The sequence below is a fragment of the Fictibacillus sp. 23RED33 genome (assembly GCF_015903925.1).
Lineage (GTDB): Bacteria > Bacillota > Bacilli > Bacillales > Fictibacillaceae > Fictibacillus > Fictibacillus phosphorivorans.
Genome location: NZ_JACZDX010000001.1, coordinates 637,644 through 659,213, shown reverse-complemented (window position 1 = coordinate 659,213; position 21,570 = coordinate 637,644). Strand labels below are relative to the sequence as shown.

Annotated in this window: 23 protein-coding genes; 4 read left to right on the top strand and 19 right to left on the bottom strand. The window is 38.8% G+C overall.

Annotated features, from left to right (window positions below):
* Positions 1-113: 113 nt before the first annotated feature.
* Positions 114-278, bottom strand: coding sequence for a Fur-regulated basic protein FbpA (locus IHV09_RS03495; protein ID WP_312035158.1), 165 nt, complete (start codon positions 276-278; stop codon positions 114-116).
* A 250-nt stretch (positions 279-528) separates the two neighbouring features.
* Here IHV09_RS03495 and IHV09_RS03490 point away from each other — a divergent pair, with 250 nt between their 5' ends.
* Positions 529-2,013: a potassium/proton antiporter gene (locus IHV09_RS03490; RefSeq protein WP_197263629.1), complete on the top strand. Its 1,485-nt coding sequence runs from the start codon at positions 529-531 to the stop codon at positions 2,011-2,013.
* A gap of 31 nt (positions 2,014-2,044) precedes the next feature.
* On the opposite strand, the gene IHV09_RS03485 is transcribed toward IHV09_RS03490, so the two are convergent.
* The 9 genes from IHV09_RS03485 to IHV09_RS03445 form a co-directional block, all read right to left on the bottom strand.
* A complete protein-coding gene (locus IHV09_RS03485) occupies positions 2,045-2,869 on the bottom strand; it encodes a mechanosensitive ion channel family protein (RefSeq protein WP_197128185.1) in 825 nt (274 codons plus the stop codon).
* A 100-nt stretch (positions 2,870-2,969) separates the two neighbouring features.
* On the bottom strand, positions 2,970-3,956 hold the full coding sequence (gene bioB / locus IHV09_RS03480) for a biotin synthase BioB (RefSeq protein ID WP_197263628.1): 987 nt from the start codon (positions 3,954-3,956) through the stop codon (positions 2,970-2,972).
* A gap of 15 nt (positions 3,957-3,971) precedes the next feature.
* Positions 3,972-4,574 (bottom strand): biotin transporter BioY, encoded by a 603-nt coding sequence (locus IHV09_RS03475; RefSeq protein ID WP_197263627.1) that lies wholly within the window; start codon positions 4,572-4,574, stop codon positions 3,972-3,974.
* 331 nt (positions 4,575-4,905) lie between these two features.
* Positions 4,906-5,730, bottom strand: a complete 825-nt coding sequence (locus IHV09_RS03470) for a carbohydrate ABC transporter permease (protein ID WP_153238839.1) — start codon at positions 5,728-5,730, stop codon at positions 4,906-4,908.
* 12 nt (positions 5,731-5,742) lie between these two features.
* A complete protein-coding gene (locus tag IHV09_RS03465) occupies positions 5,743-6,633 on the bottom strand; it encodes a carbohydrate ABC transporter permease (protein WP_144703621.1) in 891 nt (296 codons plus the stop codon).
* Between the two features lie 31 nt (positions 6,634-6,664).
* Positions 6,665-7,915 carry an ABC transporter substrate-binding protein gene (locus IHV09_RS03460; RefSeq protein WP_197190471.1) on the bottom strand — a complete coding sequence of 417 codons (1,251 nt, stop codon included), beginning with the start codon at positions 7,913-7,915 and terminating at the stop codon, positions 6,665-6,667.
* A 45-nt stretch (positions 7,916-7,960) separates the two neighbouring features.
* On the bottom strand, positions 7,961-10,054 hold the full coding sequence (locus tag IHV09_RS03455; RefSeq protein ID WP_197263626.1) for an amylo-alpha-1,6-glucosidase: 2,094 nt from the start codon (positions 10,052-10,054) through the stop codon (positions 7,961-7,963).
* A gap of 73 nt (positions 10,055-10,127) precedes the next feature.
* Positions 10,128-11,144, bottom strand: a complete 1,017-nt coding sequence (locus tag IHV09_RS03450) for a LacI family DNA-binding transcriptional regulator (RefSeq protein ID WP_197127328.1) — start codon at positions 11,142-11,144, stop codon at positions 10,128-10,130.
* Positions 11,145-11,281: 137 nt separating this feature from the next.
* Entirely contained in the window at positions 11,282-11,620 is a 339-nt protein-coding gene (locus IHV09_RS03445; RefSeq protein WP_197263625.1) for a LapA family protein, read from the bottom strand.
* 125 nt (positions 11,621-11,745) lie between these two features.
* Between IHV09_RS03445 and IHV09_RS03440 the strand changes: the two genes are divergently transcribed.
* The gene (locus IHV09_RS03440) at positions 11,746-12,420 is read left to right on the top strand and encodes a haloacid dehalogenase type II (protein ID WP_197263624.1); all 675 of its coding nucleotides are present in this window, start codon (positions 11,746-11,748) and stop codon (positions 12,418-12,420) included.
* A gap of 11 nt (positions 12,421-12,431) precedes the next feature.
* On the opposite strand, the gene IHV09_RS03435 is transcribed toward IHV09_RS03440, so the two are convergent.
* From IHV09_RS03435 to IHV09_RS03415, 5 genes are all read right to left on the bottom strand, one after another.
* Positions 12,432-12,617 (bottom strand): hypothetical protein, encoded by a 186-nt coding sequence (locus IHV09_RS03435; RefSeq protein WP_197190475.1) that lies wholly within the window; start codon positions 12,615-12,617, stop codon positions 12,432-12,434.
* Positions 12,618-12,642: 25 nt separating this feature from the next.
* On the bottom strand, positions 12,643-13,206 hold the full coding sequence (locus IHV09_RS03430; RefSeq protein ID WP_197127325.1) for a hypothetical protein: 564 nt from the start codon (positions 13,204-13,206) through the stop codon (positions 12,643-12,645).
* Positions 13,199-13,834: a hypothetical protein gene (locus IHV09_RS03425; protein WP_197263623.1), complete on the bottom strand. Its 636-nt coding sequence runs from the start codon at positions 13,832-13,834 to the stop codon at positions 13,199-13,201. The genes IHV09_RS03430 and IHV09_RS03425 overlap by 8 nt, the downstream gene beginning before the upstream one ends.
* 251 nt (positions 13,835-14,085) lie before the next feature.
* On the bottom strand, positions 14,086-15,003 hold the full coding sequence (locus IHV09_RS03420) for a CobW family GTP-binding protein (protein WP_197263622.1): 918 nt from the start codon (positions 15,001-15,003) through the stop codon (positions 14,086-14,088).
* A 73-nt stretch (positions 15,004-15,076) separates the two neighbouring features.
* Positions 15,077-15,655, bottom strand: coding sequence for a thioredoxin family protein (locus IHV09_RS03415; protein WP_231607455.1), 579 nt, complete (start codon positions 15,653-15,655; stop codon positions 15,077-15,079).
* A gap of 423 nt (positions 15,656-16,078) precedes the next feature.
* Between IHV09_RS03415 and IHV09_RS03410 the strand changes: the two genes are divergently transcribed.
* Positions 16,079-16,585 (top strand): cupin domain-containing protein, encoded by a 507-nt coding sequence (locus IHV09_RS03410; RefSeq protein WP_197127322.1) that lies wholly within the window; start codon positions 16,079-16,081, stop codon positions 16,583-16,585.
* A gap of 45 nt (positions 16,586-16,630) precedes the next feature.
* Here the strand turns inward: IHV09_RS03410 and IHV09_RS03405 are convergent, their stop codons facing one another.
* The 4 genes from IHV09_RS03405 to IHV09_RS03390 form a co-directional block, all read right to left on the bottom strand.
* Complete coding sequence (locus IHV09_RS03405; protein ID WP_231618114.1) at positions 16,631-17,734, bottom strand: MBL fold metallo-hydrolase; 1,104 nt, start codon at positions 17,732-17,734, stop codon at positions 16,631-16,633.
* A 243-nt stretch (positions 17,735-17,977) separates the two neighbouring features.
* Positions 17,978-18,148: a hypothetical protein gene (locus tag IHV09_RS03400; protein ID WP_197190479.1), complete on the bottom strand. Its 171-nt coding sequence runs from the start codon at positions 18,146-18,148 to the stop codon at positions 17,978-17,980.
* 40 nt (positions 18,149-18,188) lie between these two features.
* The gene (locus IHV09_RS03395) at positions 18,189-19,190 is read right to left on the bottom strand and encodes a S8 family peptidase (protein WP_305069426.1); all 1,002 of its coding nucleotides are present in this window, start codon (positions 19,188-19,190) and stop codon (positions 18,189-18,191) included.
* A gap of 357 nt (positions 19,191-19,547) precedes the next feature.
* Positions 19,548-20,708, bottom strand: a complete 1,161-nt coding sequence (locus IHV09_RS03390) for a S8 family peptidase (protein ID WP_197190481.1) — start codon at positions 20,706-20,708, stop codon at positions 19,548-19,550.
* A 305-nt stretch (positions 20,709-21,013) separates the two neighbouring features.
* Between IHV09_RS03390 and IHV09_RS03385 the strand changes: the two genes are divergently transcribed.
* Positions 21,014-21,508 carry a peroxiredoxin family protein gene (locus IHV09_RS03385; protein WP_197190482.1) on the top strand — a complete coding sequence of 165 codons (495 nt, stop codon included), beginning with the start codon at positions 21,014-21,016 and terminating at the stop codon, positions 21,506-21,508.
* The last annotated feature ends 62 nt before the right edge of the window (positions 21,509-21,570 follow it).

Sequence of the window (21,570 nt, the reverse complement as noted above, 5' to 3'; positions counted from 1 at the left end):
TCCTGAGTGAAGTCTTCTTTTATTTATGTTAGTTTTAAAATAACTGAAGCTTGAAAAAAATAAAAAACTGGCATAGAAGCCAGTTTTAGTTACCATTTATCACTCAACTTATTTTAAGTGGCTTTTTCTTCTGCAGGCGGGGATAGTAAATCCTTTAATTGTTGTTCAAGATCCTGCAAAGAAAGCTCGTATAAATGACGTCCATCTGCTGTCTTATAAATATTATGTAACAATAGATCAGCAATTAAATTTTCTCTTTTTTGATGGTCCGCTGACACGTTCAATCCCTCCTGTAAATCTCTTCAACATTTTACTTACCCTGAAATGATGGAGAAAAAACTTCCATTAATAGTTTATGTAAAAAAATGACGAAGGTGATGTAATTTTACGACCATTATCTTCCGTCAAGATTACCCGCTTTTGGTTAAAATGTCAATTGTTACAAGACAATAATTGTCGTTGTTACTGTAAAACGATTTGTTGAATACTGGAGGGCTACATAATTGTAAAAAATAAAGGAGAGTTGTTATGTTCGAAGGTGGTCTTAACGTAGATTATTTTATTTTATTACTTGCAATCTTACTGCTGCTAGGTGTGGTGACTACAAAATTTTCTTCTCGTTTTGGAGTACCCGCTCTTGTTCTATTTATTGGATTAGGGATGCTTGTTGGAAGTGACGGGCTTAATTTTATTTATTTTGATGATCCACACTTAAGTCAGCTTGTTGGAGTAATTGCTCTGATTATTATTCTATTTGAAGGTGGGCTACAGACAAAATGGGGAAGCGTAAAACCTATTTTGACCACATCACTTTCACTCGCAACTTTTGGCGTATTCCTTACAACTGCTGTTGTAGCTGTATCTGTTAAGTTGTTATTAGATGTTAATTGGCTTGAAGCTTTTCTATTCGGATCAATCGTTGGTTCAACAGATGCTGCAGCGGTTTTCTCTGTATTAGCCGGAAAAAATGTGAAAGAAAAGCTTTCTTCAACGCTTGAAGCAGAATCTGGTTCCAATGATCCTATGGCAGTATTTTTAACGATTACCTTTATAGAACTGCTCACAAAAGATTCCACTTCAATCCTTGGACTCATTCTTTCATTCTTTTGGCAGATGGGAATGGGAGCTGTATTTGGGTATCTCTTTGGTAAACTTGCGGTTTATGCCATCAACCGTATACGACTTGAATCTAGTGGACTCTATCCAGTTTTCGCTCTCTCATTTGCTATACTGACATATGCCATTACGATGCTCGCAGGTGCAAGCGGATTACTCGCTGTATATGTTGCAGCTGTGTTTATGGGTAACAGCCACCTTACATACAGAAACTCAATTGTACGATTTAATGAGGGTTTCGCATGGATGATGCAAATTTTAATGTTTGCCATATTAGGTCTTCTTGTTTTTCCAAGTGAGCTGTTTCATGTTGATATCATGCTAAAAGGCTTAATGATCTCTTTCGTACTTATTGTTATCGCACGTCCAATAGGTGTTTTTCTAAGTATGCCTACTTCTGCTTTTACAATAAATGAAAAATTATTTATCTCATGGTCCGGCCTTCGTGGCGCTGTTCCTATTGTTCTAGCGACGTTCCCACTCATTGAAGGTGTAGAGAACAGCCAATTACTCTTTAATCTTGTATTCTTCGTTGTTCTTACTTCTGCTCTCATCCAAGGATCTACTATTCCTTGGGTAGCTCAGAAACTAAAATTGACTGAAAAAGAAAAACCTACTTCTCCACATGTATTGGAACTTGTTTCAATGGGTAAAGCAAACGCAGAGATCGTAGAGTTCTTTGTACCAGAACATGCAAAAATCATTGGACAGACACTTGAAGAAATTTCATTACCAAAAGAATCGGCCGTAAGTGCTATGATCCGTGGTGACGAATTGATCACACCAACAGGAAGAACCAAGATTCACGCTCACGATATACTTTATATTATGGCTCATAAGAATAAACTGAAGAGTGTGACCGAATATTTATCAAAACAGAATATCGAAAAGAATTAAAAAAAGCCGGGGAACGTTACCCCGGCTTTTCTTATGCTCCTTTTTCTACATTTACTTGATGAGGATACGGAATCTCGATGCCGTTTGCGTCTAAAGCTTCTTTCAAAGCTTTACGCAACTCTCTCTCGACCGCCCACTGTTCTCCGTTTATCGTCTTAGAAATAATACGTATGACAACGTCGGAGGAGCCTAACATTTGAACACCTAACACGTTCGGTCCTTCGATAATGCTAGGGTTCTTTTCTTTTACTTTGTCGCAAGCATCTTGTAATACAACAAGAGCCTTATCTATATTTTCTTCGTATGCGATCCCAATATCAACGAGTGCTCGCATATTACCGCGTGTATGGTTTGCGATCGTACTGATCTCACGGTTCGGCATATAATTTAATGTACCATCAAATGCACGAATGTGAGTCGTTCGTAAACCCACTTCTTCTACAATTCCATCAACACCGCCAATCGTTACGTAATCTCCGACCTCCATCTGTTTTTCAAGGAGGATGAAGAATCCGGTAACAACATCACTTACAAGTCCCTGTGCTCCAAAACCTATGGCTAATCCGACTACTCCAGCCCCCGCAATAAGAGTACCAATTTCAAGTCCGAACTGCTTGAATAAGATACCAGCAAAAACAAAGATTAATACGTATGAAAATAGGTTGACCACAAGCTTTTGCAACGTAATGATTCTTCCTGAAGACATCTTTCTATGTGTTGCTGCTTTATCAAACATTCGGTTGATCACACGTCTACCGATTGAACGGATAACCAAGAACATGACGATGATCAATAAGAATTTCGCCGCCCATAAACCAGCTGCTAGCATAATCTCAGCCCAGTTTATTTTCCCCATCCAATTTTGCCATTTTTCCAAAAAAACCACTCCCACTATATACAATAGAATACTCCCTATTGTACAAAGCTTCGAGTGGCTTTTCAATCTTTAACAAAAACTATCGCGCCATAACTGGAGTTCGATCTATCAGAAAGCCTAAATCTTCTAACATCTTATGGTCTGCTGTTGACTCTTGCCCTCTCGTCGTCAGATAGTCACCTACGAATATGGAGTTCGCGGCGTATAAACCGAGTGGCTGCAGACTTCTTAAGTTCACCTCACGTCCCCCTGAAATGCGAATCTCCTTTGTAGGGTTGATATAACGAAATAATGCAAGTACCTTTAAACAGTAGCGTGGATCTAACTCGTCTGTCCCTTCTAGCGGTGTTCCATCGATCGCATGCAAGAAATTCACTGGAATAGAATCTGCGTCTAGTACGTTAAGACTTCTTGCCATATCAATAACATCTTGTTTCGTCTCTCGCATACCAACGATAACTCCTGAGCAGGGAGAGATTCCGCTTTCCTTAACGATGTTTACCGTATTCACTCGATCATCATATGTATGAGACGTTGTAATATTTTTATGATTCCGAGCTGAAGTGTTTAAGTTATGATTGTATCGATCGACACCCGCTTCTTTTAGACGCTCTGCTTGTTCAGGTTTTAAGATTCCTAGACAAGCACATACTTTTAAGCCATATGTATCTTTGATTTCTTTGACAGCTTCAACCACTTTATCTACATCTCGATTAGATGGTCCGCGACCACTCGCAACGATGCAATATGTTCCAACGTTCAAGTTATAGGCTGATTCAGCCCCTCTAACCATCTCATCTTTATCCATCATTCGATAAGTCTCAATAGGTGCAGTTGAAACAATAGATTGCGAGCAATATCCACAGTTCTCTGGGCATGCGCCTGACTTTGTATTAATAATCATATTGAGTTTCACAAGATTACCATAATAATGCTTTCTGATTTGATAAGCCCCATGCAGAAGCAAGAGCAAATCCTCATCTGGACAATTCAAAATATCAAGTGCTTCTTCGTTCGTAATCTCTTCCCCACTCAAAACTTTATTCGCAAGAGCATTCCATATCATCTTTACTGCACTCCTTTATGATGCATGTTTTGTTCGTTGAGAAATCGTCTTATTACGTGCAAAGTTAATTCTCGGAGCTAACATACCGGCACAAATGGCTAGAATGATATCTTTAGGTAGTGGAACCATCATCCACGCCCATGCCATAGAATATGTGAAACCTTCTGGTGCATCTGCCCAAATTTTATACGCCAAGAACATTAGGTTTGTCCCTACAATGTAGTTAATCGCTGTTCCTACAAGTGTTGCTACAATATAAGAAGTTTTTCCGCCATACTTTTCAATGATCAGACCCGTAAGATATGCCACTAAAATGTACGATAATAAAAATCCAAAAGTCGGGCTGATCACTGTTGCAAAGCCACCTTTAAATTGAGCGAAGACAGGTGCTCCGACTAATCCGACTAATACGTATACACTCATCGCGATGGACCCTAATCTACTTCCTAACAAGGCTCCTGCCAGAATACAAAAAAAGGTCTGCAGCGTGATCGGCACTCCCCCAACCACCATGAAAGGAAACATGGTCGTGATGTTTGCACCTATTGCCATAAGAGCGACAAACATGCCGACTAACGTAATATCGATCGTTTTCAAGCCATTTCTTTGTGCTGTCATCTTTAATAAACCTCCAAATATAAGTTCTGTATACGATTTAGAATAGCGAAGGTTCACAATTACGTCAACTTAAAATAAAATTAGGTTAACATTTAAGTTATAAGTAAACCATTCGATAGACTGGAGTGGTTTACTCCATTAAGCTTGTCGACTATCGTCGAAGATCGTTTAAATTATTTTATGTGTGAAATTGTGTGCAGTTACCGTGAATAAAATGTTGATTACCGTGAATAAAAAAGAGATTACCGTGAAATTAGTGGTTTTTTAGCAAGAAAACTGGCTATCCGTGTGCTTAGTTCCCACACCTCAAGCCAGTTTCACTTCAATCATTTTATTTGTCTCCCGTAAACTTGATTCCTTTTACAAAATATCGGTTAAAGAAAGCGTATAGGACAATAATCGGTAAAGTAAAGACCATCGATGCGGCCATTATATAGTTCCAAAATGAGATGAACTGACCTTTGAACGAGTTCAGTCCTAGTGGCAGAGTGAACATGTCTTGATCGGACAAAATGATGAGTGGTCTCATAAAGTCGTTCCAGAACGCCATGAACACGAAGATCGTCTGAGCTGCAAGCGCTGGTTTTGCGAGAGGCAACACGATACGGAAAAATGTACCGAAGCGTCCAAGCCCGTCGATCGCAGCAGCTTCTTCGACTTCTTTTGGAAAATTGATAAAGAACTGTCTCATCATAAAGATAAACGTCGCGTTCACCGCCCCTGGAATGATCATTCCTTGATACGAGTTCAGCCATCCAAGTTCTTTAAGTATTAAGAAGTTTGGAATGAGCGTTACTTGGAAAGGAATCATCAATACTGCCAAGATCATTAAGAAAATGCTCTTTTTCCCTGGAAAGCTTAATCTTGCGAGTGCATATCCAGCCATAGAATTGAACAATAAGTTTAATAGGGTTCCGATTGTTGCAATGAACAAACTATTAAACAACCATCTTCCGAATAGTGGCTCCCTCGTAAAGATCTGTTTATAGTTATCAAGTGTAAAGTCTTTTGGAATAAAATTAATCGATCCACTTACGATCTCACCAAGTGTTTTAAAGGAAGAAGACAGTGCCCACAAAAACGGAATAACGGTGATGATTGCGTAAACGACAAGGATTACATACAAAGCTTTTCTTCCAGCCGTACGTTTTTTCATGGTATCTCCTCCTTAGTATAGTGATTCTTCTTTTGAAAATTTGCGCTGTAAAAGGGTTGCAACTAAGATGATGATGGCAAGCATGAAAGCGATAGCTGTAGCATAACCCATCGTTCCTAGTGTCTTAAATGCATATTGATAGATTAAGAGAACGACCGTTAGAGTGGAGTTGTTCGGTCCGCCTGACCCTCCAGAGAAAATATAAGATTGATCGAAAAGCTGGAATGTCCCGATCAGACCCATGATCACTACAAAGGATGTTACCGGCCGTAAGTTTGGAACCGTAATATGCCAAAACTTTTGAATCGGACCTGCTCCGTCGAGTTCAGCAGCTTCATAATGACTATCTGGAATGTCTTGAAGAGCAGCTAAATAAATAACCATGAAAAACGGTGCTGTTGCCCAGATATTCATAATCATGATAGCGATAAGAGCTACGTCTGGATCACCAATCCAGTTATACGTTGGTAGATTTAAGAACTTTAGGACATAGTTAATCAATCCGTTCTGATTATACATCCACATAAAAATAAGTGTTAACACAGCAGATGAAGTTAACGTTGGTAAGAAGTATACGATGCGAAAGAACTTCTGACCTTTGAGCCCTGCATTCAATGAAGCTGCTAATACTAAAGCTAGGAACGTCTGGGTTGGCACTACGATTGCAACATAGATAGCCGTGTTCTTGAGTGCAATAATGGCTCGATCATCAAATGTTACTTTCATAAAGTTATCAAGACCTCTAAACTCGTAGGTTGCTCCGCCAATCAGTTCTACTTTATGAAAGGAAAGAAACACAGCATAAAGGATCGGTGCGATTACAAATACGCCTAACACGAGCAGCGCTGGCAGTAGAAATAGATACCCTTGCCCTGCTTCTCTTCTATCTTTTTTTGATAACATCTTCACATGGTTCACCTCGATTCATAAGTTATTATTCTGTTACTTTTATCTCTCTGTTCGCCTGTTTTTCTGCATCATTTAATGCTTCTTTTAAAGGTCGATCACCCAAGTACGCACTCAGGAATTGATTGTTAAAATTGTTCATCACGATTGGCAATGTTGGCCCATCCTGCCATACAGTTGCATATTCTGCTCCGCTAACAAGCGGACCGCGTAGTTTGTCTTGATCGAATCCTAGTTCAGCGGCTACAGACTTTCTTGTTGGAAGTGCAAAACCTTTGCTCGTCCACTTCTTCATACCTTCTTTACCCGTGAGATACTCAATCAGTTCCCAAGATTCTTTCTTATGCTCTGATTCTGCATTCATAGCGTATCCGACCGTGAAGGACATCGTTCCTTTTTTACCGTTTACAGTCGGCAATTCAGCTGTTCCATAATCGAGCTCTGGAAACGTGTCTTCTAAAAACGGGATATTCCAATTTCCTTCCATTACCATTGCTGCATTGCCGCGACCGAACATCTCACCAGCTGATTGCCCTGCACCCACTTCTGAAGGTGTTGCTGCAGTCTTATCTTTCACGTGCATATCAACAACTGGCTGAATGGCATCTACGACTTTATCGTCAGCAAAAGTGGCTCGACCGTCTGTGATGACCTGTCCACCACGAGATTCTGCCATATAATACATCCGTTCAATCTGTGGAAGCATACCAAGTCCGTATACTTGCTTCTCTTGATCGGTCAACTTTTTAGCCGCTAACTCCATTTCTTCCCACGTTTGTGGAGGTTCTGTAATACCGGCTTCTTTAAACATCTTTTTGTTATAAAAAAGAGCAAGTGTTGAGTAATCCTTTGGTAAACCATAAAGCTCCTCACCTTTTTTAAAGGCGTCAAGCATCGGCTTTTCAAAATCTGCTAGATCAAAGTCTTGAGTCACATATTTGTTGAGCGGTTCAACAGCGCCTGTCTCGATTAAAGCAGGGGCTTCAAAAGCATCAAGATAGAATACATCTGCTGCAGTACCTCCGATCAATCGGGTCTTTAGTACGTCCATGTACTGATCACTGATTGTATTCAATTTCACATCGATGTGAGGATGTTCTTTTTCAAAATCTGAAAGGACTTCATCTAAAAGTTTCTTCTCAGTCGGATTCCCTCCCCATCCACTCAGTACGATCTCTGTTTTTTCTGATTGACTTTCTTCATTTCCACAGCCAGATAATATCGTTGCTAGAAGCAATGAAGATATACTTAACGTAGACAGCCACTTTGTACGCCTCATTTTCTCAAGCTCCCTTCTTTAACTAAACTAAGGTGATGAATCACTCTATTTTTGAATCACTTGATATCCTGTCGTATTCTCTTTAATCTCCACTATCGTTTTTTCTTTCTCACGTCGAATATAAACAGAAAGATATCCTTCGCCAATCTTAATTCCATCTACTCTAAGCTCATTCATGTTCTCCAACAGGTGTGGAGAGAGGTGAACGACTTTATTTAAACTATCTGGAAATAAACCAAGAATGGTTTGGATGAAAACTAATGGTGTTCCTGCAGCCCAAGCTTGAGGTGAACACGCGACCGGATATTTTACTGCTCTTCCTGTTTTAGAACCATATCCACAGAAAAGCTCAGGAAGTCTGTCGTATTCAAAGTGACTAGCAGCTTTAATTAATCCTGATATCACAGTGTTTGCATCCCTTTGGTGGTTAACCTTACTCATTCCAAGCAGGATCATGCTGTTGTCATGTGGCCATATGCTACCATCGTGGTAACTCATCGGGTTGTACCCGGCTTCTTCTTCTGCCATCGTTCGAATACCATAACCAGAGAAAAAACGAGGTGAAACAAGTTTTTCTATCACCTTACTTGCTTTATGATCGTCCAGCATCTCTGCAAAAAGAACATGACCAGGATTGGTCGTTAATGTACCTACCTGTTTTTTATCCTTGTCTAACGCAATCGCATGGAACCCTTGCTCTTCCATCCAGAATTTCTCATCATACAATCTCTTTAGCCTTTCAGCTTCATTACGAAGTCTGTTTGCTTCCTCCACTTTTCCTTGTACTTCGAAAATGGCGGCGATACCGTTTTTAGCTTGATATACATAACCTTGGACCTCTGATAACGCGATCGGTGTTTCAGCGTAATCTCCGTTTCGATGCACGATAGAATCTCCGGAATCCTTCCACCCTTGGTTCGCGATTCCCTTACTCGATTCTTGATGATATTCTACGAATCCATCACCATCACGATCACCATATTCATCGATCCAATTCAGTGCTGTCTCTACATTCGGCTGCAGTTGATCTGCCAAAGTTAAATCTCCTGTCCATTTTGTATACTCAGATAAAAGAACCAAAAACAGAGGTGTTGCATCAATCGTCCCGTAATAAGGTGTAAAAGGAACTTGGTTTGTAGAAGCTAGTTCTCCGTAACGAATTTCATGCATAATCTTTCCAGGCTGCTCATCCCGCCATGGATCCACCTTAGTACCTTGTTGAGATGCCATGGTTAATAAAGTGCCTTTTGCGATTTCAGGATTAAAGGCAAGCATCTGAAGCGCTGCGATCAAACTATCTCTTCCGAAAGGAACACCAAACCAAGGTAACCCCGCGACCGGAAATGCTCCATGCCCAATATCTGTTAGCAATACGCGAAGATCCATAATTCCTCTGTCAACAAGTCGTTGAAGAGGCTGATGATCTGTTTGAACTTTTGTTGTGTCTCTTTCCCAATCTTTGTATGAAGTCTTAAGTAGTTGAAGCGCTTTCTTAGGATCCATAACTGTTCCTGATTTCCCGTTTATTTCTGGAGTTACAGAAAACGTAACCGTCTCGGTCTCACCGTGATTCAAATGAAAATCAAATGCGATAGATCCGTCCCTATCAACTGACTTTGCATCTCGATCCCATTGAACTCTCGTCCCACGTTCAATATCGTCTGCGCCCTTGTAAAAATAATTGATAGAGTTCTCTGTAACTTCTTCGCCCGTCCTTCTTCCAATTTCACCATATTGAAACCCGCGAATAATAAACATGTCAGTAAAATCAGCATCAATATGAACACTAATTTCAAAATCTACCGGCTTTGGATAATAGCTTTTCAGATTAAGTGTTTCGTATAAGACTCCATCATAAATTAAGCGCTTTCTTTCGATTTCTACAGATTCCCTCCATAGAATGAGTTTTCCGTCCTCTTCCATGTGAGGGTTGGTTAGCAGGATTTCAGCTTCATAATTCTCATCCGCAGATGAAGATAGAAGAATGGGATCTTGACCGTTTATTTTGATATCGAACTTGCTAAGAAACCGGGTGTCTTTCGTATACAAACCTAGTCCGTAATCATTCTCTTTCGGGATATTACCTTTGTCATCTGTTAAAAAAAATAGATCGTTTTCTTTGATTACACGGTAGTTCATTTGCTAAATCCTCCTGTTTTTTTAAGAATGGTTGTTTCCAAAACGTTTTCGGTCTTGGTCTAAGTAAAAACCACTATCTGTGGTTTTCGGTTGTTGATTCTCTTTTTATGAATGCAGTCTGAAGAACTTTATTCTTTTCAACTTCCTTTCCTTCTAGCAATTTCGTTAGAAGTGTAGTAGCTTCAAACCCTAATTTATAGCGATCTTGTGCAATCGTAGATAGAGAAGGCGTTGAATAAGCGGATAGGATAATGTTGTCATAGCCAACAACAGATAGATCTTTTGGTAGTATCTTACCCATCTTTTTAGCGGCTCTCATAGCCCCCATCGCCATTAGATCACTGGCACAAAACAGCGCTGTAATCTCAGGGTGTTTACTTAATAGTTTGGTTGTTTCAAGTTCTGCCGATTCCTCTAAAAAAGCACCGTTTACAACATACTCTTCGTTGAAAGGAATTTCTTTATTCTGTAATGCTTCCTGATAGCCTGCTAACCGTTCCCGGCTGACAAAAGCTTGACTGTGCCCATTAATCATCGCAATGTTTTTATGTCCGAGATCAGTGAGATGCTCTACCGCTGTTTGTGCTCCGCCTTTGTTGTCGGTTGTAACATATCCAACAGATTCACTTTCAATCGGTATATCGATTAGAATACAAGGAATATCGCTTTTTAATACCTCATCCAAATAAGGATCGTCTGTTTTAATTCCTTGCAGAATCACCCCTTCTACTTTTCTTTCATTGCACAGCTGGTTATACGTTTTTTCCTGTTGTTTTTTTGAATCTGTACTGATTAATACTAGTTCATATCCAAGCTCTCCAGCACAGTCATTAACGCCGCAGAGTACTTCAAAGGTAAAATTATCTTTACTTCCTTCAATTCGAAGTCCAGATACGAGCAATCCAATGGTTTTCGTCTTTTTCATCACAAGACTTCGAGCTAGCAAACTGGGACTATAATTAAGTTCTTGAGCGATCACCTTAATTTTTTCCCTTGTCTTTTCGTTTACATCAGAGTAGCCGTTCAACGCTCTCGAAACCGTTGTAACAGATACACCTGCTTTTTTTGCAACATCTCTAATTGTAGCCATTCGCATCCTCCAAAACGTTTTGGAATTGATTAGTTGTTATCTTACCGTTTTTTGTGACCGCTTTCAAGTATAAGTTAGTAACATTTTAAAAACCCTGAGAGAAGTCTCTTAAGACTAATCACAGGGTTTTTTAGCATCTACTTGCTTTCTTCTACTTTTTCATGAGGAATTTCTTCTGTTGGAGTTTCAGTTTCAGCAGAATTTTCAATAATACGTTCCTCTTTCCAAGATTCTTTTTCATTATGGATCTGGTGCAACTTTTTCACTTGTCGCTGCAGTTGAATTACTTTAATCAGACCAAATAGTCCGACTGATAGGCCACCGATTACGGCTGATCCTAAAATGACGAGTACTAATGGCCAGTTGGCAGTTCCAAAGAGGTAGTTGATCTCTACATCACCAACGTTTATGACCGCGAATGTTGCTATGATCAGTGCGAAGATAAAACCAAATAATAGATACAATTGCATTTTCATTATTATCACCTCATTGTTATCTATTCCCTCAATGACAGGGAAATTCACCTAAATTTTTTAAAAACTTTTTTTGAAGTTAAGCAGCTATGATTTCGGGTAACCTTGTATTATGAGGAGGTGCTTCATTGACGATTAAAGCCTATGTTTATGACGCATACGGAACGCTTTTCGATGTACATTCAGTTACTGAAAAAGCCGAATTTCTTTTTAGTGGTCATGGTGCTGCCATTAGTGAAGAGTGGCGAAAAAAACAAGTAGAGTATTTCATGCTTCACCAACTAACTGGAACATACATTCCATTTTCCGAAATCACACGCAATGCTCTTTTATATACTTTAAAAAAATTCTCTCTACAATGCAAAGAAGATGCACTTGATTCCTTAATGGAAGCTTATTTAGAGTTGCAAGTCTATGAAGAGGTTCACGACACTCTTCATAAGATACAAAAGAATAATGTAAAACAAGTTATTTTTTCTAACGGAACATATAAGATGCTTAAGCCACTAGTTAAAAAGAGAGAACTGACTGATGTTCTAGATATATTATCCATTGAGGATGTTAAACAATATAAACCTGCACCTGCTGCCTATCAGTATGCTCAAGAGACGTTAGCGGTAAACCGAGATGAAATCTTATTCATGAGTTCTAACTATTGGGACATAACGGGTGCAGCAACATATGGTTTTAAGACTGCATGGATCAATAGAGGAAATCAGCCAATGGATGTATTAGGTGTAACTCCTCATTATATATTTGCCTCCCTCAATGATTTGTTGAAAGAAAAAGAGCTGCACTCATAACGATGCAGCTCTTACCTATCCTTCGTATGACTTCTAGAATTAACTACATAATCCGGAATTAACAAAGTACCGATGAAGAATAAACTACCCCCACCTATGCGAATAAGCCTTTCATGTCCAGTATCTATCATAAAAGAACTTAGCATAATTAGTGCACCTATAATAACGAACGTAATTCCCCAATATCGATATTTCAATATAAGCACTCCTTGTTTTAAAAAGCTAATTCAGCCACCTCATGATAAAAGACTTATTTTCTTCCAATTCTTTTTCTTGTTTTTCAGAAGTAGGAATCTGCTCTCCTTGCACGTTACGAATCTTCTTTTCAGCTTTAGATTCTGAATAGTTCGTATGAGATACAAACCAACCGGAATCCTCTTTCTTTATACGAACCCATACATCTTTTTGACAATCTGCACAGGATTCCATTTTGTAGTAGTGAAGCTTGTAAATATATTCCTTACTATTTATACGATATTCAAACTGATCTAACTCTTTAAATGAGTATGTAGGTTGTTCTTCTTTATTAGTTTCTGAAATTATATCCACGTATTTCATTTTTTCTGAATCGGAGAGTAATGTATATTGCATTGATTCATTATTTATTAACTTGGCCTCTCCCCACTGTCTAGCAATTCCTTGTGTCTCAACACTTTGATCATCTATATCTACAACAAGAACAAACAAAAGACAAACGATCAAGAAAGTAAATATTAAACGAAATGCATAGGTTGATTCCTTATCTTCTTTTAATTCCAATTTAAATTTAATTTTGTCTTCATTCATTTCGTACTCCTGGCTGACTTTTATTAATCTCCACACTCACAACTGTTTGCCATGTTTCAGGTTTATGACATTTCATTGCAGGAGTTAAATAGATTTCTTTATAACTTGATTTCAGTGAAAGACTCTCTTGATCAGCAAAGTTCATGATTTCACTTAAAGTCTCAATTGAGTTTCGATAGTGACCTCTATGTAACTTTTGAACACAAGTGAGCGACTCATTAGAAATGAGTTGTAGTGTAGAAAGCTTCTTTCCTAATCTCTTATCAACGTGAAAACATGCTTCATCAAATAATTCTTCGGTTATACAATCAGGTACTTGCATCATTTGAGTTGTAAGAGATCTGCTGTCATTCTTCTCATGCCATAAAATCTCGTGAGGCATAAGAGTAAATTTATATCTCAACTTATTTTTTGTTAAATGTTTAAGCTGATTTACGACTTTCCAGACGATCCATTGCTCATCAACTGGTTCAGGTCTACCTGCCCAATCCATTTGATATTTCGTGTTCATCTCTTGCGTAACAAACTTCATAGCTGGTATCTCACGAACAGCAACTGGTCCCATCTTCATTTTATAGATCTCAGAATGAATGTTTCGATGGTCATGAGTCATTAAGTTCGTTTTCATCGTAGCACCTCCTTCAATAAGGATTGGAAAATAATGATAATAAAAGAATAGCATAAAATAAACTGAATTTCTTTACAAAGGAGAGATTCAATTGTACATAAGGTGGCTAATAGGATTAGGAATGTTTTTGCTTTCCTTTGGGATCATCTTCATGCTACATGGAATCGTGCATCCTCTTTTTCTCATCAGAAAGCTTTAAAAACGCAAAAAAACACTTATTACCCTAAAGTCACAAGTGTTTTCTCTTTTCTCTATTTACTTCTTACTTCAACTTCACTCAGCCCTCTTGTTAACTGATCAGGATCAAGATCTTCACCAATAAAAACAAGTCTTAGCGGCATCTTCATCAACTCTTTTTCATATGTAGGCAATCCATATGAGTACTGAAAGAGATAAATTTGATCTATAAATTGAATATACCCTTTAATTCTATAGATTGATGAAGGTACATTTCTGAGCCAGTGTTCAAACAACTCTTTATTCACAGGTGCTTCAAACATATACATAAATGTTTTCACTTTTAGTTTTTCTGCTGACACAGATTGATGTTCTGATCGTTTCTTTACCGAAAGTAAAAAAAGTTGAGATAGTTCTACTTTTGCAAAATCTGTTAATACAAAAGGAGTTCCTTCATTCAACCTTGTTGAATCACTCGTCAGTTGCTTCTTCTGTTTCTCCGTCAAAGCGCTTGTTTTGTTCCACACGATGTAATCGGCGTGTTTGATCTGCTCCATCATGAGCATTTTCGCCTGAACATTCATTCCCTCACGATCCAACCATCGAGGCGCGTCCATGACTGAAATAATTCCTGATATCTGTAAATCGTCGATTAGATACGGTGACAAACAGGCATCAAGAACATCTATAGGATGAGCTACACCTGTTGCTTCAATGATCAAAGTATCCAGTTCATTTTCCTTACAAAGTCCCCAAAGCTGTTTTTCAAGCTGATCTGATAAAGAGCAGCATATACAGCCGTTGAGAAGTTCTTTTAGTGGCACATCTTCTGGAACACTATCAGAATCTATTGAAACTTTCCCGATCTCATTCATCAACACAGCCGTTTTATGATTATGTTCTTTTTCATACGCTAGCAGCTGTTTGAGTAACGTTGTTTTTCCACTTCCTAAAAAGCCAGCGAGAATAATAACATTTGCTTTCTTTTTCATCGTACACCTCAAACTTAATTCTTTTATATGGCATCAATTTCTTCATTTTAACACAAAACAAAAAACAGCCTATTTACAGGCTGTTAACATTAAGTTTAGCTAATAATTTTTTTATGATATCAAGGCTTACTTCTTCCCAAAGAGCATGGTCAGTCGTAAACAAACTAGAGATACGATCAGCAAATAGTTTGAATGCTTTTTCATATCGTGGATCTTCTTTAGAAGGTATCTTCTTTTTGCGTTCTTCTACGATCTGCTGCAATTTTGGTGCACGCGGCCCCCACTTTACAACCTCTTTGCCCTTTTCATCAATAAAGATGATGATGGGAATTGATTTTGCTTTTGCAGTTAAGTATCGATCCATTAATTCCGGATGCTGGTCGCGTAAGATAAAGCGGATATCTATAAGTGCTTCATCTGCCATGCGCATAAAAACAGGAAGATTCAACATCGCATCGCCACACCAATCTTCGGTAATAACGATCGCTCTCAACCGGTTTTTTTGGATGCCTTGCAACGCATCTTTCATAGGTTCAGGCAGTACGAATGAATTATATATCGTAAGCAAGTTTTCCTTGTGTGTTTTCATTGAATGGATATATGCATAGCGTGTCATGCCTTTATCGAACCATGTATTGAGGTCAGTCATCATCCTGTGTTCCTCCCTGTTTATCTTGTATTCTTATTTTAACCAAACAAGGGGGAGTTGTGGCAACGAAAACGCCTTAAATTTATTTTTTTGGTTCTTTTAACCTGCTCTCAGCTTTTTCTGGAGTTGGGAAACAGCGAATAAAAGCAGGTATCTCTCATTCGGCGTTAACCGGAGCCAGTCCTTCGCTTTGTACTTCATACTGATTTCCACCTTTCACTAACATTTATCATACGTAACTATCTAATACCTCTTTTCACATAAAAGAAAACTTTTTTTAACACATAAGTTTTCGTCATTTATTGAGGAATTTCGCATTATTGCTCTTATTTTCTTTTTTCTCCTATAATTTTTTCCGAAAGAAGACGGGTTTCTTTTCATAAAAATAAGGGAATGGATACGAAAACAGGGGAGGGGTTATATGGTATGAAAATGCTTAGCGAAGATGTCAAAACTTTATTCTTTACAGACGATGGGAAGATTCCGAATCATCCTTCCTGGCCAGTTTTGCTATACGTAGGTAAATTAAAAGAGCCACAGGATGCATTAGACGTTTTTGAACAAAACGGTTGGACAAATGGTTGGAAGAACGGTGTTTTTGATTATCATCATTATCATAGCAATACACATGAAGTTCTCGGAGTTATGAGCGGCGAGGCTGTCCTTCTTCTTGGAGGAGAGGATGGCGTGTCAGTTACTGTTTCAAAAGGGGATGTCATCGTACTCCCTGCTGGTACTGGACATAAGTGTATCGGTAGCAGCACGGATTTCAAAGTAGCTGGAGCTTACCCAAACGGTATGGAGCACAACTTAAAAAAGGGTGAACCTGCTGATCGACCTGCTGTATTAGATGATATTATGCTCGTACCCTTACCTGATAAAGATCCTCTTTTTGGAAGTGATGGTCCTCTGATGGAATTGTGGAAAAGTTAATGAATACATGCAGAGAGTGCCCTCCAAAGTGAAGAGCACTCTTTTTTATAAATTTGTATTCTCTCTCCACCACTTGGAGCTAGATCGTAACTCTGAGCCAAGAGTTACTGTCTCACCAATCTGAGGTGTACATATTTTAACATTCATTTTTGTTGCAGCATTTACAGCTCTTTCAACAGGGTCTGTCCAATCGTGCAGAGATAGTGTAAAAGCTCCCCAATGGATTGGAATCATGACTGTGCCTCTTACGTCAATGTGCGCTTGTACTGTTTCTTCAGGCATCATATGTATCGCAGCCCACTTCTCATGATATTGTCCACATTCCATTAAAGAGAGATCAAATGGTCCATATTGATCTCCAATCTCTTTAAAGTGTGGCCCATATCCACTGTCTCCACTAAAATAAATGTTAGATTGCTTTCCTTGAATAATCCAAGAACACCATAGAGTTGAGTTACGGTCAGTTATGCTTCTTCCTGAAAAATGGCGTGCTGGCGCACAGATTAATGAAATTTCATCGACTTTTATTTCATCCCACCAATTACATTCCTTTATACGTTCTGGTTCCACTCCCCACCTCTTTAAATGTCCAGCAACACCAAGCGGGACAACAAACTGTTTCACTTTATGTTTGAGTTGTTTGATGGTTCCATAATCCAGATGGTCATAATGATCATGTGACAAAACCACTAGATCCACTTGGGGAAGTTCTTCAATTTTAAAAGGCAGTTCTTTGCTATAACGTTTGTTTCCAAACCAGGGAACCGGGGATGGCGCGGAGCCGAACATTGGATCGATGAGTATGCGTTTTTTTTCCATCTCTATCAATAATGCTGAATGTCCAAACCAAGTTACCCTTGTTTCATGATTTGCTTTTTCAGGTAACTGAAACGAGTGTATAGGAATTGCTTTCTTAGGCTGACGATTCGGGCTTCCACTTAAAAATTCTTTTAATACAGGGAGCATAGAGCGTAGGTCGGAAGTCATCACTGTTTCTATCTGATTGGTAAAAATACCTTTTTGATAGTGTTCAACTGGTTCATAGGTGCTCCTATCATGTTTTGAAGGTTTCTTTCCAAAAACAGGATGAAACATCATAAATAAAAATACAGCAGCTACAATTACAAGTAGAATGCCTAATAAAAGCATAGTTACGTTCCTCTCTATTTTACAGTAGTGCTCATATATTACTCCTTTTCAAATCATAGAAGCAACTTTCCAGTACTTTTTCCCCCAATGAAAAGCGAACAACCTGGAGCAGAAATCAACTGCTTTCAAAGAGCATTAATAAATACGAACACATTTTTCTGAGTACTTAAAAAAACGACAAAAAAGCTAATCCATGTGAAAATACCTCATCTCACTGAATCAGCTTTTATTCCATCTATTCATTTAAGCACTTTCCTTTTCCTTTTTCTTTACTGCTTTCTTTCGCTTTCTTTTCTTTTTCTTTTGAAGCTCTTCTTCTTTTGCCCGATTCTTTGCTCGTCTGCTTATCTCTTCATAGATTCTAATGCATAGTGTCGCAAAGCTGATCAGCAACGCAATAATTTTGTACGCCATCCCCATACACGCCCTTTCTTCCTAAGAAACGGGGCAAACTTTATGAATCTGACTCTTTCGCTGCAGCCGTTTCAATAGGAGTTCTCATCGCTCTTAAATTCTCCTGATCGCAAACTGCTTTTTCTTGTGCATTTAAAACTAGCAATCCATTTCCTTCTGCTTTCTTTGTTAATCCGATACTTAACGTATTTTTTACCAATTGAGCGTAAACCTCCGCTTCTGAAAGTTCACGGCCAAACAATTTTTCTTCTCGTTCAATCAGTAATGCAGCTGCTCCCGATACATGAGGCGTCGCCATAGAAGTTCCAGATAACTTTGCATATTTATTTCCTGGATAGGTTGAAACAACATCAACGCCCGGAGCAACCAGGTCAATCTCATCATTGGTGTTTGAAAACGGAGCAAGTTTCATTTTAGCATCCACTGCACCCACTTGAACGACCTCTTTATACGCGCCAGGATAAGCATGCTCATTCGTATTTTCCTTATTATCCCCTTCGTTACCTGCTGCACATACCACAAGCACATCTTCCAATACTGCTTGCTGAATCGCTTCGTGTAACTCAGGTACATCCGTCGGTCCTCCAAGAGACATCGAGATCACACGTACTCTTTCTCCGTTTTCTCCTCTCCATTTGACTGAGTAATCAATAGCATCGATGATTCCTTGATATGATCCACCGCCATCTTTACCAAGAACTCTACAGATCAAGAGTTTCACATCTGGAGCCACACCAGCTACACCGGCATTGTTTAAAGTAGCTGCAATCGTACCTGCAACATGTGTTCCGTGATAATGGGCATCTTGATAATCTTCTTCATTCCCATCAACAAAATTCCGTCCATCAATGACTCTTTCAGCAAGCTCCGGATGGCTCGTGTCACAACCTGTATCTAGTACGGCAACAACCACACTCTGTCCTTTTTCACCTTCACGCCAAAAAGCTGGTGCATTGATCATCTCGACTCCGTATGGAATCTCTTCTTTTGATTCTTCTATGACTTCTTCTAACACAAACGGAATTAAGCAAACTTCACTCATCATCTTTACCTCCTTTTTATTTAAAAAGAATGTTTTGTAAAGAAAGTGACGCTAGGAAATACAAGGGGAAATTCTGAACCTCCCTTCTTATAGAATGTAATACACGTAAGAAAAAAGATTCTAGTTGAGGATTTATATTACTATTCTACCAAATTGTTAAAAGTTACCACAAGTCCTGTATTTAAAATGAGCTATTAAGTCTACATCGACATTTTACGCAATGCGAACATATGTCCTTATCCTTAAATTCCCACACGATTCGACAAGATTTGCTAGTTCTATTAAACTATGGCAAACAAAAAACTTCCAAGGCTAGAGCAAATCTAGCCTTGGAAGTTTGAAAGCATAAATAAAAGATTAGTAGCGTACTGCGTCTGCTGCGTTTACACGACCTTTAGAGTAGTAAGATCCTGTTCCTGAGATTGGATCTGCAGTGTTCTCGATTGCAGCACGGATATTAGAAGCACTTCTTCCTTGTGAAGCAAGTAAGCCTGCAACACCTGCTACTAGAGGACAAGCCATTGATGTACCAGACATGTAAGCATATCCTCCATTACGTACAGTAGAAGCGATGTCTACACCAGGAGCAGCAACGTCAACCCAAGATCCATAGTTAGAGAAAGAAGCACGAAGGTCATTGCGGTCAGTTGCAGCTACTGCAATGGCACCCGAATAGTATGCTGGGTAGCTAGGTGCTGAAGTGTTTTCGTTACCTGCTGCGGCAACTACAACTACTCCTTTAGAGACCGCATAGTTTACTGCGTTTTGTAATGAAGTTGCAGATCCAGGTCCGCCAAGACTTAGTGAAACTACTTTTGCTCCGTTATCTACAGCATGGTAGATTCCGTTCGCAACATCATCAAGAGATCCGCTTCCGTTCGCATCAAGTACACGTACAGCATAGATAGATACGTTTGGTGCCATACCTGCGATACCTCTAGCGTTATTCGTTGCAGCTGCTGCGATACCAGCAGCATGTGTTCCGTGGTCGTTCTGATCCATTGGATCCCAATCATCACTTACATAGTCATACCCTTTAATGACTTTTCCAGCTAGATCAGGGTGATTGTAATCAACACCTGTATCAATGATTGCTATTTTTGTAGTAGATGAACCGCGTGTGATGTCCCAAGCTGATTGAGCACTTACTTTTTGAGGTGCATATTGTACTCCGTTTGAGAAATACGTGTCATTTGGAGTCCAGCTCGCATGGTATGTATAGTTTGGCTCTGCATACTCTACATCTCCACTCGCTTCATATTCTGCAATGGCTGCATCTACGTTTCCGTCTTTTACTTTGATTACATGAAACTTAGAGCCTTTTTCTTTTACTTCATCTTTTCCTTTTACTGCTAGCGACTTTACTTTTGACTCTGACACGCTGTCTTTAAATTTTACGATAATTTCTTGAGGTGTAACCTTTGCTTTCACCTCTGTGCTTTTTGCAGCTGCCGCTGGTGTTGCAAGTGAAACTACTAATGGTAAAACCGCTGCCATCGTGGCAATCTTCTTAATCATTTACTTCACTCCTCTAATTTGGTGTTGAACTACAATTTCTAATATAGAGCCCAATTTACAGAAAATAAAGAAGAATTTTACTATTCTAACAAAAACAAATATAAACTACTAATTTTTAAAAGTTTTAACTTAAAATAGGAATAAAGTCATTGATTAGACTCTGATTTTATTACTTCTTTCCTCATCTAGACGTAGATATGACCTAGTATGAAGAGTGATTTTTTTAGAATTAAAAAGCTTAAGAGTTTAAAATTTTCTGCAAGAGGAATACCTAAAGAAGAAACTTATTTTGGAGGGATGTTCACATGTTACAAACAGGAGACACTGCACCTGACTTTACTATTAAATCCGAAACCGGAGAATCTTTCTCCTTTTACAATCACCTTGAAAAAGATGATCGTTTTCACTTACTTGTCTTCTTCCGTGGTGAATGGTGCCCGGTATGTAATGATCAATTGAAAGAGCTAGAGCAAAATATTGATACATTCAAAGAATTGAATACTCACATCATCGCGATTTCTACTGATGAAGAACAAAACCTAAAGAAGATGAAGGACAAACATTCCCTTTCTTTTCCTGTTTTCAGTGATACAGAACGTGTGGCGGGAGAAACATATGGGGTTCAATACCATAACGGAAAATTATATGACGATCATGGTGAACATGGAGAACCTGCGTTATTTTTAGTTGATGATCAAAAACGAGTTGTCTATTTTGATATTCAAACAGGACCTTTCGGACGACCAACAGCAGAAGATTTAAGAAAGACAATAAAATATATTAAAAAAACGTTAAGATAATATAAGAAAACGACGAAGCGAGGCAGTACCAACCTCACTTCGTCGTTTGTTGTTTTCAGGTT